Origin of the sequence: Pseudarthrobacter sp. NPDC058196 (assembly GCF_042882685.1) — a bacterium.
In the GTDB taxonomy this organism is placed as follows: domain Bacteria; phylum Actinomycetota; class Actinomycetes; order Actinomycetales; family Micrococcaceae; genus Arthrobacter.
In genome coordinates, this window is record NZ_JBHVVN010000013.1 from 74680 (window position 1) to 89090 (window position 14411).

General features: G+C 58.6%; 9 protein-coding genes. 2 read left to right on the forward strand and 7 right to left on the reverse strand.

All coding sequences use genetic code 11. The features are described from left to right. Nucleotides 1-105: 105 nt before the first annotated feature. Together ACFVVC_RS18385 and ACFVVC_RS18390 are read right to left on the reverse strand one after the other, a co-directional pair. Nucleotides 106-1476 (reverse strand): HesA/MoeB/ThiF family protein, encoded by a 1371-nt coding sequence (locus tag ACFVVC_RS18385; protein ID WP_387456480.1) that lies wholly within the window; start codon nucleotides 1474-1476, stop codon nucleotides 106-108. Nucleotides 1477-1835: 359 nt separating this feature from the next. Further along, nucleotides 1836-2078, reverse strand: coding sequence for a hypothetical protein (locus ACFVVC_RS18390; RefSeq protein ID WP_387456483.1), 243 nt, complete (start codon nucleotides 2076-2078; stop codon nucleotides 1836-1838). Nucleotides 2079-2596: 518 nt separating this feature from the next. Between ACFVVC_RS18390 and ACFVVC_RS18395 the strand changes: the two genes are divergently transcribed. Beyond that, nucleotides 2597-3676 (forward strand): HigA family addiction module antitoxin, encoded by a 1080-nt coding sequence (locus ACFVVC_RS18395; RefSeq protein WP_387456486.1) that lies wholly within the window; start codon nucleotides 2597-2599, stop codon nucleotides 3674-3676. 692 nt (nucleotides 3677-4368) lie between these two features. Here ACFVVC_RS18395 and ACFVVC_RS18400 read toward each other — a convergent pair. Genes ACFVVC_RS18400 through ACFVVC_RS18415 form a run of 4 tightly spaced genes read right to left on the reverse strand, consistent with a single transcriptional unit; the run spans nucleotide 4369 to nucleotide 11289 of the window. Continuing rightward, entirely contained in the window at nucleotides 4369-6798 is a 2430-nt protein-coding gene (locus ACFVVC_RS18400; RefSeq protein ID WP_387456489.1) for a hypothetical protein, read from the reverse strand. Then, nucleotides 6795-8990: a DUF262 domain-containing protein gene (locus ACFVVC_RS18405; protein WP_387456492.1), complete on the reverse strand. Its 2196-nt coding sequence runs from the start codon at nucleotides 8988-8990 to the stop codon at nucleotides 6795-6797. The genes ACFVVC_RS18400 and ACFVVC_RS18405 overlap by 4 nt, the downstream gene beginning before the upstream one ends. Next, nucleotides 8987-10678, reverse strand: a complete 1692-nt coding sequence (locus ACFVVC_RS18410) for an Eco57I restriction-modification methylase domain-containing protein (protein WP_387456495.1) — start codon at nucleotides 10676-10678, stop codon at nucleotides 8987-8989. The genes ACFVVC_RS18405 and ACFVVC_RS18410 overlap by 4 nt, the downstream gene beginning before the upstream one ends. Continuing rightward, nucleotides 10675-11289 carry a hypothetical protein gene (locus ACFVVC_RS18415; protein ID WP_387456497.1) on the reverse strand — a complete coding sequence of 205 codons (615 nt, stop codon included), beginning with the start codon at nucleotides 11287-11289 and terminating at the stop codon, nucleotides 10675-10677. Before ACFVVC_RS18415 ends, ACFVVC_RS18410 begins: the two co-directional genes overlap by 4 nt. Before the next feature lie 510 nt (nucleotides 11290-11799). On the opposite strand from ACFVVC_RS18415, the gene ACFVVC_RS18420 reads away from it, so the two are divergent. Beyond that, on the forward strand, nucleotides 11800-13221 hold the full coding sequence (locus ACFVVC_RS18420) for a hypothetical protein (RefSeq protein WP_387456499.1): 1422 nt from the start codon (nucleotides 11800-11802) through the stop codon (nucleotides 13219-13221). Nucleotides 13222-13826: 605 nt separating this feature from the next. Here the strand turns inward: ACFVVC_RS18420 and ACFVVC_RS18425 are convergent. Then, a complete protein-coding gene (locus tag ACFVVC_RS18425; protein WP_387456501.1) occupies nucleotides 13827-14201 on the reverse strand; it encodes a hypothetical protein in 375 nt (124 codons plus the stop codon). Between the last annotated feature and the right edge of the window lie 210 nt (nucleotides 14202-14411).

The following is a 14411-nucleotide window of genomic DNA, read 5'->3' on the forward strand; positions in this document are numbered from 1 at the left end:
GTATCCCTTTCTGGTGATCCTGCTGCGGTCAAGTCCCTCGCCATGGGTCGGTAACTGACTATGGTTCGGCCCACACTAGGGCAGCGGTCCGACACTTTGGAGTTCTCAAGCATTCGGACGGGTCAGTGCTACGCGCAAATCCCCTCTACCGGTCTCCGCCTCAAATGGACAATGAGTTCGCGATTTCACATGCAGGTGCTCAAGAGAATGCGTCGCTATGGAGTATCTAAGCGGCGCCGAGACACCACGCCCTCCGGGCCTTGCGATGAGACTGACCAATTGACTTAGCAGACCGGCCGTGACGCAAATGGAAAGCAGTGCAACGTTCTGGTTGCCGCGCTCAGCCTGCCCGGCTGCAGCTATGTAGGAAGGATCATCAAGTAGGCCCTCTTTGTCTAGGGTCACTTCCGACAGATCGATTTGGGCGGAACAGACTAAGCACGGCCTCCCGGTGGTTAGCGTGTGCGTGCGAATAGTGGCGCCTCGCATTGCGCCGTCAGAGAAGACGTCAATTCCTATGCCGCCATCAATGACTGGGATTAGGTCTGAGTACGCCATCTGGTTCAGGACTGCGCGCGGATAGGGTCGGTCCACGCAACTGATGACAATGTCATAGTCCAGGGCGGTTGCTTGGCCTTCTACAGTCGTTACGTCCTGGTTATGGGTCCGGAACTCGTGGCTAGAGGCGGTGGCTGCCCTCTCCATTTCTCGGTGTGCGACTTCTATCTTGGGCCGCCGGATCGCGGCGTCAGACTGTGTTGAGCCGATCATTCGGTCCAGGTTATGTTCGTGGACGACGTCAAAATCCATGACACCCACGTGGCGTGCACCTGCGGCCGCGAGCCGGACCGCGACGTCCAGCCCTACACTCCCGACGCCGACTACGAGCAAGCGCAGACGGGCGATGTCTGCCTGCGTTTTGTCTCCCCAGGCTGAGATGGTACGCAATTGCCGATCATTGCTTGGGGGTACCGGGCGTTGCTTGTTGTTCCAGTGCACGTTGAGAGAGGGCCCCACAACGCGGACGTAGTCGGCTTGGATAGACTCCGAGGCTGTCCACGCACGGGCGGACCACGTGCCCTCACCCGCCAACGTCATGCCGACGAGTGGCTTCCCGGTTAGCTGTAAGGCTAACCGGGAGTACGATTCCTCTGCGTCAGCATCTTGCGCGCTCATTCCTTGCCATCCGCGGCCATTCGGATGGGAGTGGATAATCATTACACCCTGCCCCGTCCGGGCGGCCTGTTGGCAGGCACGCAATACGTAACTCCCGCTGAAGGAGGCGTTGCCATGCACAGAGCGCTCCCCCCGCTGAGGAAGCAGTACATCGTTAACGATTGCCGTGCGTCGGAGGCTGCCGGTTGACGGCGCATAAAGGGCAAGGCAGATGTCTTCTTGGCCGTCCATGCGGAGCAAGTGATCAGACAGTTCGCTGTTAGTCACGTTCGTCATGGCCACGGAAAAGTTTTCTGTCATCTGGCATCCCGAAGGACAGCGCGAACATGCGAAAGCCAGGACTGGGCAGGGTCACGCGCATCTCCCCAACTGACGATATTGCGCGAGTGCTTGAGCCACCCCTCTTTGCTCGACGCCTGGACATTCGTGGTTTGGAACGCTACAGAGTCTGGGAAGTGCACCCAGTGGGGAGGGATGAGTGGCCAGCTTCCCGTTTCCTCCACGTCGATTCCGCTTCGAACTTCGACGCCGGCGAGAGATCCGGAAGTTGCCTTCACCGTGAAGCTAAGCACGTTGCCTTCGACAGTCGGCTTCGCGCCAAGGGCTTCCAGTCCTGAGATAAGGCCGTCGAGTCCATTGGCCTGTCCTACGCCCGTCACTTAGGCGACCTGCGCACTCTGCCGGACGGTGACGAACTCATCCCCTGTTTTAACCACAACTTGCTGGTCGTCCCTGAAGGTATGAACGTCGCCGTGCCCCCTCACCTCGGCCAGGTCGTATCCCAGCGCTGGCAATCCTGCCAGGCCCAGCAGTGTGCTGGCGAGCTGGTGCTTATCGACCACGGTAAACGACCGGCCGTCGATCGTGAATGCGATGTTGGCGGGCTTCTTCTCGGCCGTCATAGCGACACTCCTTAGTTCTGATGGAACGCTTTGTTCCATTCGAATTAAACCGTAACACCAACTAGAACGGTTAATCAAACCTCGGCGTCAGCCGACCTTGTTTCGGTTTACGCGAAGCGAGGCCCAGGCGGTATGCTCAGGTGTGGTACGCAATGGAATCGATTGGGCGGGTACATGGACGTCTTCTTCAGGACCGAGGGGCTCGCCATGCTGCTAGGCAACGAGCAAAATAGGGTCCGCGAGTTTGGCGCAGATGGGGCTGGCCGTATTGATCTCCGCCTTCAGCAGCTGATGGGTGCGCCGACACTTGCGGAAATGAAAGCGATGCCGGGCAGGTGCCGGGAGCTGAACTCACCGCTTCGCGGGTATTTCGCGATCGATGTTTCACCGCACTGCCAACTTACTTTTCATCCAACGGACATCGGCCAAGGCGGAGAAGTCCTGGGCGGTCGAGCGTGGCAATCGATCGAAAGCATCACCGTAAGTGACTACCAGCGACTATCAGGGAGGAGTCAGCCATGACGGCGACGGCATATCGTTACGCTCCTGAGCGCGTACTGCCGCCTGGTTCGACGCTATTGGAGGTGCTCGACGAACGAGCGATGACCCAAAGCGATCTCGCGATCCGGACAGGGCTTTCCACTAAGCACATCAATCAGATCGTCAAAGGGACGGCGTCGATAAGCCCTGAGACCACGATATTGCTTGAGCGGGCAACAGGCGTCTCTGCATCTATGTGGACAAATCTCGAGAGCGCATACCAACTGGATAGGTCGCGTAATAAAGAGGCAGAGAAGCTGAAATTAGACCTGGACTGGCTGAAGACGCTGCCGCTTGCAGAACTCGTTAAGAGGAAGCGGATTCAATCGGCGAGCTACTCGATCAATACTCTTCGAGAAGTATGCAACTTCTTCGGCGTCGCAGACAAAGCCTCGTGGGAGGCTTTGTGGGAACGTCCGACCGCATACCGACGATCCAAAGCCTTCTCAAGTGATCCAACGGCTGTCGCAGCTTGGCTTCGGATCGGTGAGATCGAAGCAATGAAGATCAGTTGCAGCCCCTTCGATAAAGCGAAGCTACTGAGTTCCCTAGAAGACCTACGAAGTCTCACTCGCTTATCCGATCCCAACGAGTGGGTACCTCGACTGAAGTCGACTTGCCAGGATATGGGAATTGCTGTTGTTTTCGAGCCTGAGATTTCTGGAGCACGAATCGTCGGTGCTACGCGGTGGGTCCAATCCGATAAAGTGCTGATTCAGCTCTCACTGCGACATCGGTGGAGTGACATTTTTTGGTTTACATTTTTCCACGAGATTGGACACTTGCTGCTGCACTCCAAGAAGGACGTCTTCATTAATGACCAAGGACCTCATAGCGGTGCGGAGTCAGAAGCCGATGCCTTTGCGTCCCAGCTATTGATCCCTCGCCGTTTTGAAGATCGCTTAAGTACGCTTCAAACCGATGATGATGTAAAGAAATTTGCAGGTGAATTGGAGATTGGTCCAGACATAGTAGTTGGCCGGCTGCAGTTTGAGAAAAGGTGGCCCTATACGCGGGGCGCGGCACTCAAGCGTCGCTTTACTTTTTCGAAGTCCTAGTGGTTTTAGGTCGGTCCCCAGGAGTGGCCAGAAAATGGGTCCGATCGCCCACGTTCCGGCAAAGAACCATGAGCCCACTCATTGCGGGAAGGTCGAACAGAAGATGCGTCCGTTACATGAAGCCCAAGCTTCCTCGACCAGACTGATGCAAGTCTGATTCTCAGCCAGATACTGGACTACTCGTGGTTCAACAACGTTTGGGGCTTTGGCTCTGTTGTTGCCACCGCGGCCCTCACCGATCTAGGGTACGCATTCGACCTGGAGCTCGTATGAGTAAAAGGCTTGGAATCCTCGATTCCTTGCACGAAACGATCGACTTCGTTTGATGGTTTTGCGTAACTGACGGCAGATATCGATAGACACAGAGAATAGAAGTTTAGTGGTGAGCGCTCCTGACAATACCCTGGCGTAGTGACTAGTTGCATTGGGGGATTGGCAGCTGGGCAGCTGCCCGAGGGCCTGTACGAACTGCTCAACACGGATATGCTCGGCGACCATCTGAAGCGAGAGCACGGACTCCTGCCAGTCTTCGCAGACATAAAGGACCAAGACTGCCCAGACGTACTCGCCCGCCGCATCGCCGATCCCCCCCTCGCGTCTGCGTGCCGCCTCAGCTAACGAGCCCGGGGAGCGCAGCGAATGCGTCCCAGAGCGCTACAGCCCCAGCACCCACCCCGTCCGTCGCCACAACATCATTCCCTTCCGACCGAAACCAGCACTTCAATGCTCTTCTTTTCAAAGTAACGGAATTTTTGAATCGCATCGGTCATGTTGCCGACGTCAATCACGCCGATCTCTGTCAGCTTCGCGTAGGAGCCAAGCGACAGGCCCGTGGATCGCAGGAACAACTCGGTGTCGAGCGATTCGATGACGTGTACCAACCGTTCTTCGCGGAAGTCGGTGAGGTACATGAAGATCAGCACCTTCGCGGAGACCTTCTTGAGCTTCTCCCGGATGTTCTTTCGCCTTTCGGCGATTTCCTTCTTCGGCCTGCTTTGTTCTCTGGCTCCGCCGCCAGCCCGTTTCACGGCAGATAGCTTCTTCGAAGCGGTGACGATCTTCTCGGCTTCCTCGCGGATAGTGCGGAAATCCTCGATCTGTTCCAGCTCGGCTATGAGGTCGGCATCCTGGAGCAGCCGATCCATCGTGACCCCGTTGAGGTTATACAGATCGGCCGACCGCCAGCGGCGGGCTAGCGCGTTCGCACCGATCCCACCGTGGGCCCACTCGAGGATCGATTGCACGTCGAGCTGTTCCATCCGTCCTCCATCGATTGCGAAGATCGGGAGGAAGTTGATCAGCTCCCCGAGGACCGAGGCCTGGGTCGCCTTCCGGTCGGCGGAGTTGTTCGCCAGTTCCGTACCGTAGAGCGCGACGAGAGACAGTGCTCGGTTTGGGTCGAACTCGAAGACGTAGGCGATATCCTTCTTGATCTCACCGTCGTTCTTCCATGGCGACTGCACCCGGAACGCGGCCTGGAAGTACGATTCAGGGGCTTTCAGCGAACGGAGCATGAAGATCGACGACCACTCGGGTACGGTGACGCCGGTCATCAGCTTCCCGCACGACAGAGTGATCGATCCGGACTTTCCAGTCTCGTCCGCGCGGCGGATTGCCGCTTGGAGGGGTGGGAGGGCCTGTGCGCCGATCTTCGCTTTCGTCCCGGCGGCGACGTAGATTTCGAATGTGGAGAAAAAAGGGTCATTACGCAGAAGATCGGCCATCGCCTCGCACGCGGCGACGTCCTGCATATACCAGACTGAGTGCCGCACGGCGTCCTTGAACTCAGCGGCCTCGTATGGGAAGAGTGCGTTCGCTTTCCCGGATTCGATCATCCGCTCGGGTAGTGCCTTCTTGCCGCGGATGAGGTCGAGAAATGAGGCGACGTAGTCCGGCTTCTCAAAGATGTAACGGTTCTCGGCATTCTTTGCCTTGAAGTAGGTGTTCAGGTCGAAGCCGTCGAACTCGCCGTTCCCGGCCCATTCGCCAGCCTGCGTACCCATTGCGTAGGTATACATTCGCATCTCGGGCAGCTCGCTATAGGGGTTGCGGCCCTTGGATCCGTCCCAGTTCTTTTTCTCTCGCTGCTCGTCGATGTAGGTCCAGTTGTAGACTTCGGACTCGTCGTAGTCGCCGTTCGTAATTGCCTTGAATGGGGTCCCCGACAAGTGCAGGTGGTACTTGGTCTTCAGGCCGTAGTCGAGTTCGGGGACAACATCGGCTTCGGTGTCGTTGGCATCATCTGCCGCTTTTTGGAACATCTCCGCGATTGCGGCCTCGGCCCTGTCTTGTGGGTCGTAGACTTCTCGAGCCGCCGCGGTTGAGGCGCCAAAGTGAAACTCGTCGATGACGATGCAGTCCCAGTCGACGATGTGCAAAGTCTCGTTGCGTTCCTTTGGCCGGCCTTCGGCATCGCGTCCGATCACGTCTTGGAACGATGCGAACCAGGCGGTCGGTCGCCCGCTGTCGATCATCGCGTCCGCTTCGTGGGGCGGGGTGTCACGGTCGACATATTGCCAGTCAATGAAGTCGACGTGGCTGAGTAGGTCGTCACGCCATGCGCTGCGCACTGCTGGCTTGTATGTGAGGATGAGCAGTTTGGTCCAGCCCATTTCCTTCGCGAGTTGGTAGGTGGTGAAGGTCTTTCCGAAACGCATCTTTGCATTCCACAGATACTTGGGCGCTCCCGTGGAGTGCGCTCGAAAAAAGGCAGCGGTCCGCTCGACTGCACGATTCTGCTCGGGGCGCGTCTCGAAGTTCTGGATGCGGGCCGGGTTAAAGGGCAAGCCGTGCTGCAGTGACCGGACCGCGGCCCAGACTTCGGCCTCAGTTGCCTCGAACCATTCCCCGCCCGGATTGACGACTCCGGCACGCCGCAAAACATCGTGCACGTCGTGGTCGCGGAAGTCGTTACCGTCCGGCTTCGTCGCGGGTTCGGAATGGAACAGGATCTCGACGCCCCGGAGCCCAGGGAAGGCGGTGTTGACCTGTTGGTGCACACGGCCAATCCCGGGAGTCGCGGTCTCGCCGACCTTGATCCAAGTGTGGCCCGTTTGCCCGGTCGCACGCCGCCACGGCTTCGCGTTACCCGCGTGGGTGTAGGCGTAGATGTAGTTCGTCACGCGGCGTCGTCCTCCGAGTCATCGTCCCTATCGAGCACGATAACCTCATCGCCGACTTCGTCGATGACCTCAGCATCAGACTCGCCGAGACTTGCCAAGTACTCGGTCCTGAGATCCTGTAATGACTTTCCGGTCGCCGTGATGACCCACCACCACCATCCGTTCGTCTCCGTCCCGGTGATTGCCACCGCCGCAGCCGATGGCGTCGCGTAAGGCACATCACCGACGAAGATACGGCCGTCCTGCGCAACCGATGCGATAACGCCTGCATGCTTGGAGGTCGAATGCCTTGTGGTCAGCTCGGTTCCCACCTCCAGCCAGCCCGACGATACGAGCTGCGCTACATCCACGCTGATGGAAGTCGGCGGTGTGACGGGGACTCCACCGAGGCCGACATGCCCTTCAGGAGCTGGCCAGATCCCGAGAATCTGGTTGATGAGCAACGCGGTGCGCTGCTCGATGGCTGTCTCGTCCCACTTCTCCGAGGCGAGATTCATCGCGTCCTTGGTGATAAGAACATCGTCGTGGTTGAGGAAGTGATCTCGCTTGGTCGACCACGCCCCGTTGTTGATCTTGCTGTTGAGCTTCTGCGTGACCAGGGTGAGGTTTCCCAGCTGCTGAACGGTACGGTCTCGCACAGCCTCCTGCTCATCGGTGAGATCAGCAGGCCAGTGTTTGCGCCAACTCTGCGGCATCAGGTGCTCGATCGTGCCTTTGCCGCGAACGATCGGCCCCATCGCGAGCTGCGTCCCATCGGGGTAGCCGCGCTTGGCGTCTTCCAAGGCTTCGAGTACCATCCGCAGACGGCCGCGCAGGTACTTCCAATACGCGGGCGCGCCGGTCAGCGCCTCGCTAACCTCGTCGTCACCGGGCCAGTATCCGACGGTGGTGTGGTTCGCGAGGAGATACGCCTCGGTGGCGTGGGCTAGTACGTCCTTCGGTTGCGTGCTTAGGTGCTGCATGAGGTCGATAATGAATCGGTTCGAACCCTGCGACGGCGCCTTCACCAGCGCGCGCCGCACAAACCAGCTTTCCAGGATCGCGAGGATGCGCTCCCGATCAGCCTCAGGAACCGTGGCCTGCTCCGGCTCGTCGAGCCATATCAGCAGCGGGCGCGCGATCTCTGAGTCAAGCGTCCCAACGCGGTAGCTGAACAGCTCCACCCGGCTGAGCACGCCGCTAACATTCGCCGCGCCCTCGATGATCGACCGGTACCGATCGCCGGCAGCCTTGATCTGCGGAAGCAGTACGCTGAGGTCCTTGGCGACGGTGTTTACGTAATGCTTGAACTGCGTAAACACTTCGCGGATCGGGAAGTCGAGCAGGGTGCGCGCTGTGAGCCACTGCCACAAGAACAGCGAGGCACGGGGATTCTTGATTCGACCGGTGGTGATCTGGGTCTCCCACCACGGTGTCTCGAACTCAGTCCAGTAGTTCAGATAGGCCTTCTCCGCGTCCAGCGGCGTGCTCGAGAGGTTTTGGAAGACGAAGTTCTTGATGAGGTCGGCGGCCGACAGCGGCGTGCCACGAGCGTTAAGGGTCTCAAAGATCGCCTGCGCATCCTCGTTCGTGTCGAGGCGAATGCTCGCTATCTCAAGCCGATCCATGACGGTAGCCACGAGCATCCGGGCACGTCGCTCGGCCATGTCGTCGTCGCCCAGCCAGTGGGTGATCGCCTCAGCGAAGAACTCGTGCGCATCACCCAGCCTGGACTTCACGATCGACGAGTAGTCGACCGGCGCTGGGGCAGACATCACCGAGGTGAATCCCTCACGGTCGCGATTCGTGGGCCACAACTTGTAACGATCGTTCTCATCGTCTCGGTAATCGGACGGGTTCTCTATAAGCGGCAGAATCTGGCCGGCGAGTTGCGCCCACCCTCGGCGCTCCAGTTCGGTATGAAGCGAATCAAGGAGGACTTGCAGGGTCGTGAGCCGCTGCTGGCCGTCGATCACGTTCCACGTGGGCAACGCGCCGAGGGGCGTCGGCACCTGCTGGATAACGATCGCCCCAAGGAAGTGCGTCGCGGTCGGGTTGTGCTGTGAGATCACCTCGATCAGCCGAACGATGTCCTGCCACAGCGGCCCCCACTGCGTCTCCTTCGACCAGACATAGGGCCGCTGGAAAAGCGGCACAACGAGCCGTGTCGGGTTGTAGAAGACGTCCTTCGGCTTGACGACGTCGGTCTTCATTCGTCGTCACCGTCCTCGATTTCGGGCTCGGCCGAGACGTCCCCAGCACGGTACTTCCGTCCACCGGGGAGATGGGTCGCGGGGATTGGAGAGTCGAGGGAGAAATTGACCGACCGGGGCTTGATCGAGGCCTCGATGTAGTCGATTTCCTCCTGCGTCAGCTTGAACCGGTCGTACAGGTCCTCATCCGTCCAACGACGAGTGAAATCGAGCCGAGGCACAAACCGGAACCGATCGGCGGTGATGTCCTGTGTCGCTTTGCGCTGCAGTACCAGAAACCGAGCGAATTTCGTGGCTAGATAATGGGCGTAGTTTTCAGTCTCTCGTTCGGAGCCGAACGAGCCCGCGACGAAGTAGGACTCGGTACAAACCGAGCCAGGCGCAAGAGCTATCGGTTCTCCCAGCACTACATCCACGATGCGACCTGTGGCGTCCTGCGCCGTATCCCCACTGCTCGCCTTTGGGAGCAAAACCTTCCATCTGTCTACCAGTTCGTGGTTCCGCTCGAACGACTGACGGGCGACGTAACCGATGCCGCTGTTGTGAACGATGGGCAGACCGCCAGAAAATGGTCGGTTCGATTCACCCCTGTAATTCGTCCTCCACTCTTGGCTGAAGGCCAAACGGGGATAGAACCACTCTTCAATTGATTCTTTGGAGAGATGAAGCACCTTCTGAATGACAGCCGATGCCGCATTGTCCCGTATGAGCACCCCGTGCCCCTCGCGTAGGTCTCGAATCACTGTCGAAACAATCTCGCCGTCCACGCGCGTCGAGAACTCACAGTCGCCGTCGTACTCGCGATCCCATAGGAAGTATGAAACCCCGCCCCGAATCTTCGCTTGGGGAAACACGTCGAAAATCTTTGGATGATCCACGATCTTCACCAGCCTGCGGTCATTGATCATCCGATCCCGATAATCATCGAGCCCAAATCCACCAGTGAACCAACGGGATGGAGTAACCATAACGATGTAACGAGGGTTCATCTTGATCGCACGATCCACGAACAACTGATGTATCGGCTTAGCTCTTTTGGTGCCCTCGACGCCGATCTGGTAGGGCGGGTTGCCCACGATGACATCGAATCTCATGTCAGCCATATCCTTCGTTGGGTAAGTGTTATGAAGAAAGGAGTACGCGTAGGACTCACGCTGAGCCCGCACTAGCGCTTGAGGTGCGCCACAGTACCGGCACTTCCGGTTCGCAGTACTAATGGCGAACGCATGCTCGGTTTCGACGAACGGGATGTTCCCCGCCGTCGAGTCAAAACCGACGACGAGGTCGGTCAGAGCCGGGTCTGTAACCTCGGCACCAGTCGCGTTCTTCGTCTGGTAGAGCGTGCGCCGGGCGATCTCGCCGTTAAGCTGTGTGGTGGCGGCACCGAAAAGCATGTTCTTCAGGATGTGTTCGCGACGCTTGCGGCCATCTGGTTCCCAGTCAGCAAGACCGACCATTAGTCGCTTGAACGCCTCGCGGAGAAAAATGCCTGACTTCGCGGCAGGGTCCAGCCATCTGTAGTGCGGCTCCGACCACACATGCTCAGGTAAGATGTCGAGCATCGCGGTGACGACCTTCGGCGGGGTGTAGACGTCGTCGTTCGGCAACTGCGTGAGAGTCTCCAGCACATCTGGCACATGTACGTCTGTCCGCTGGTCGAGTGTCACCGCGACCGCTACAGCGGTCATGCCCCCAACTCCGAGTAGTGCACCGTCGGCAGCGGCGTCGGAGGCTCGTAGAACAAGTCAATCTCTGGCGGCTCTAGCTCCGAGAGAACGCGCTGAAAGCGCTCGCCAGGCAGAGGCGTGTACTCGACGAATACGATCTGATTCGCTCCGTTTAACGAGTCGCCTACGACGACATTCGTTCGGAGGATCTCGAGTGCTGCACGGCAGAATGCATCCGAGGCTTCGCCGTTGTCGAAGGCGGCTGCCGCTGTGACCATTGCGAACATGCGGTCGCGAGCTTCCTCGACGTTCTGCTCGTCAATGTCGATCGCGTAGATGGAAGCCAAGCAGCGCAGAAGCGCGAATTCGATCCGTTCGACGGTTCCCCCGAATTTCCCTTCGTCGATGAGCGCAAGTTTCCTATCGAGGATTGCAACGAGGAAGTTGCCATCACCTGCGGCGGGTTCGAGAAAACGAGTGTCGACATCGGTGAATGTATCGGGGACGAGGTCGAGCATCGCTTGGACTTCGCGCGGCTGGGTGTACACCTCGCCGAGGTCCCGCACTCGCTCCCGGGATTTAATATGCCGCGGTTTCGTCATCACGCTTCCGCCTGCAGTTGCCTCTGTCATGCCCTCCATTATGGCGTGACTATTGACATTCCCTTGTCCAAACACACACTGCTGGCTGCTTCCACCCATAGGTGGGATCTGCCAACGGCCAGTCAGACTCATGTCGCCTACTCGGAACGATTGTCAGGACAGCTAGGTTCTCTGTGATGAAACATGCCAGCCGCAGGCCAAAGCTTCCTCCTCGGGGGATGCGGGCACCCACGGATCAGCCCATAAGCGGCCTAAAGGTGCTCCGACGCGGACACGTTCGCACTCATTCGACTTCCACCCTCCCGCCCGAGTCCTTGTGTTTGCCCCATGGTCCAACCGCGACGCATCCCCCAGGAGTACTATGGCGACGATCAAGTCGGTGGCGGAGAGGTAGATGCGCTTTATCCTTCCATGCAGCCCGCACTTCGGGCCGGCCAGCGAAGGAAGCTAAAAGGCAATGCTAGTTCCAAGCAAGCACAGTCCTAGCTCTGCGTTCATTTAGTTTTGCCTCGAATGCCAACGTGACAGACGATGGCCCTTATGACTATTGAAACTTCCCAAGAACCCCAAGATCAGTTGCCCGAATGGGTTGCCAAAGTCCGTGCAATTGGTGTGGACACGAATGCGGTGGGAAAGGGCGGGTACAACGAGGTTCAACTTCGGGACCTTGCGCGTCAGGCAGAACAGCACGGTGGCCTGGAACTGTGGATCGCTGAGCCGGTCGTATGGGAATGGGCAGACCACCTACGCGAGGACCGTGCCAAGTTCAATCAGGCGCGTAGCAATCTGAAGAGCGCTGGTATCGACCTCGACGCCCAGCCCACGGGAATCGAAGACGCTCTGAAATTTGTCCAAGATGGAATAACCAGCTTGGGTCAACGCGTCAAAATCGTCTCGATTGAACCCGTCGCCCTTGAAGCGCTGAAGGATCAGATCCTGGTGCGTTCGCCCGGTGAACGCATCACGAGGGATGGTAGGGCCGTAAAGACTCACAAAGACAAGTCGGTCAAAACGGGTGCCGCTGATAGCGCCATCTACCGGGCGTACTACCACCAGGCAAAAGAGAAGCCTGACGCCTACGTGATCCTGAGCGGCGACAGTGACGTCTCTAAGGCGCATAAAAACTGGGGGATCAGCGACGTTAAAGTATTCGCGCAACGGGACGCCCTCAACGATGACATCTTCAGGATGATTCAGGCACCTGACGCGCTGGTTAGAAGTTGCGCTACGTTCCTTAACGCCAATTTGAAACAGTTAGATCTCACATCCTTCAACTCACGGACCAACCTGGGCGGATGGAACTTAGAGGAAAAGACCATTTCTTTTGCTGCAATCGGCAAGAAGACCCTTGTTGGTCTCTCCCGACCCAAGCTTGACAAGAAATCGCAACTCGTAACAGCCGAGGCCTGCATAGTCACTGACATACTCGGCCCCGAAGTCACCTACGACATGTACCAGGATGGGCATGAGGAAGCTGGCACGCAGAGGACTTACCGAGACAGTGCAGTCTATGTCGGTGTAACCTATCTGGTCGATAAGGGAGCGGTGCAAAGTCTCTCCATGGGAGCGGTGAGGTTCACTTCGATTGTTGAGACAGTTGAAGAAGGATGGGATGATGACGGACCGCTGGCAATATTAGAAAGCCTCGTTGACGTTCCAGGGCTCGAAAACTTCGAATGGGCCGAGGGCTTTTACGAAGACACGGCCAAACAAACAGAAGTTGATGGAGACAAGCTCCATCTCGAATTTAATGGCAGTGCATCCCAAGACTGGACTCTGACGGCCACCTATCGTGGTGAGCAGGTCCAGGTCTTTGCAGTCCAACAATACGACGGAATGGACTTAGGCGAAGGCCACGTTATCCCCGGCAGTCTCCGCTTTGCGACGGACTCGAAGCTCGTGCCAAACTACCCCAGTTTGGCTGTAAATGCTCTCGTCATGAACACACCTAAGCCCAACTGACACGTATGCCCATAACAGTTGCTTCTTGTTTCGCCTCCGCGGGTCTCGTGCACGGAGGACAGGCGCTGGCGTGAAGTCTGCGGGAACAAAACTCTGGCGTTTACGGGCATCCCGCACTCCCACGAACTGTAATCCGGTTGCACTGTCTGGTAGTGGTGTTCGTCAGCGCATAGCTCACAGTGACTGTGTCTCCCAGCCGGGGAGTGCCGGGATTGCGACGGCTTGTGACTTGCAGCCCGGTCAGGCGGATCCCTTTCTCTCGTCACGGGGGAACTGTCGACGTCGATGCCGCCGCCCCCGGCCTGGACCGGTGCCTGCCCGTCGGCATGGTTGGCGCTGGGTGAGGGCTTCTGGAAGTTGGTGACTACGAGGGCGATAAACAGGAGCAGAAGAACGACGTCGGCTCTCCCGCCCAGGATGAGCGCGCAGCGGGAAACCGCCCCCGTATCCGGGACAGCGTCTCCCGCTCACACGTAGGGTGTCGCCCGGTCCCGTTGCGACCGCCGTTGGCGTCTGCTCCTCTGCGTTCTCCTGTTCTTCCCGATGTCTTGATTCCTCCGCATCTCGGCGAGGGTCCCGTCCAGCACTTTGTACAGCCGGCGGTCTCAAACGAAAAGCGTGGCGAGGCTGAACTCCAGGACCTGCCGGCGCCCCAGCTTCGCCATGCTCTCCCGCAGCTCATCCGCGCGTGGCATCCGCGCGCCATCCACCAAGATTGGGATGACCTGCTCTTTGCGGGTCAGGGCCACCTGGGCCTCCAGGCTTACAAAGTCGTCAGGGTTATCGAGCCGGCACCGGCCGCCGTCATCAGCGATGGTGGTCCACTCGTTGCCGAACAGCACCAGCACCACGTCGCAGGAGCCGACGGCCCTGGTGATCGCCTCCATGAAGTCATCGCCGAGCTGCATGGAGTCGACATCTTTGAAGGACTGGCCGCCGCCGTAGCGGTCGTACAACCCGCCGGCAGGGTACGCGGTCACCTCTCGCCGGTAACTGTCGAAGATCCGCCCGACGCGGCCGAGGGAGAAGCAGCCATAGCGCACGCCTTAGCGACCAAGCCCAGAACCCCCGAGGGCATTCCACCGCTGCGGGCATTACTGGAACCGAAGCCACCTCGACCTGTTCCTCGGCGTCGCCGAACTTCTGCACCCGGGCGGGGTCCGCCCGGGAATTGGCCAGGCGCCTCCATC

Excerpts from the sequence above, each read along its gene's own strand:
- ACFVVC_RS18385 (WP_387456480.1), bottom strand. The coding sequence starts at position 1,476 with ATGACAGAAAACTTTTCCGTGGCCATGACGAACGTGACTAACAGCGAA.
- ACFVVC_RS18390 (WP_387456483.1), bottom strand. The coding sequence starts at position 2,078 with ATGACGGCCGAGAAGAAGCCCGCCAACATCGCATTCACGATCGACGGC.
- ACFVVC_RS18395 (WP_387456486.1), top strand. The coding sequence starts at position 2,597 with ATGACGGCGACGGCATATCGTTACGCTCCTGAGCGCGTACTGCCGCCT.
- ACFVVC_RS18405 (WP_387456492.1), bottom strand. The coding sequence starts at position 8,990 with ATGAAGACCGACGTCGTCAAGCCGAAGGACGTCTTCTACAACCCGACA.
- ACFVVC_RS18410 (WP_387456495.1), bottom strand. The coding sequence starts at position 10,678 with ATGACCGCTGTAGCGGTCGCGGTGACACTCGACCAGCGGACAGACGTA.
- ACFVVC_RS18415 (WP_387456497.1), bottom strand. The coding sequence starts at position 11,289 with ATGACAGAGGCAACTGCAGGCGGAAGCGTGATGACGAAACCGCGGCAT.
- ACFVVC_RS18420 (WP_387456499.1), top strand. The coding sequence starts at position 11,800 with ATGACTATTGAAACTTCCCAAGAACCCCAAGATCAGTTGCCCGAATGG.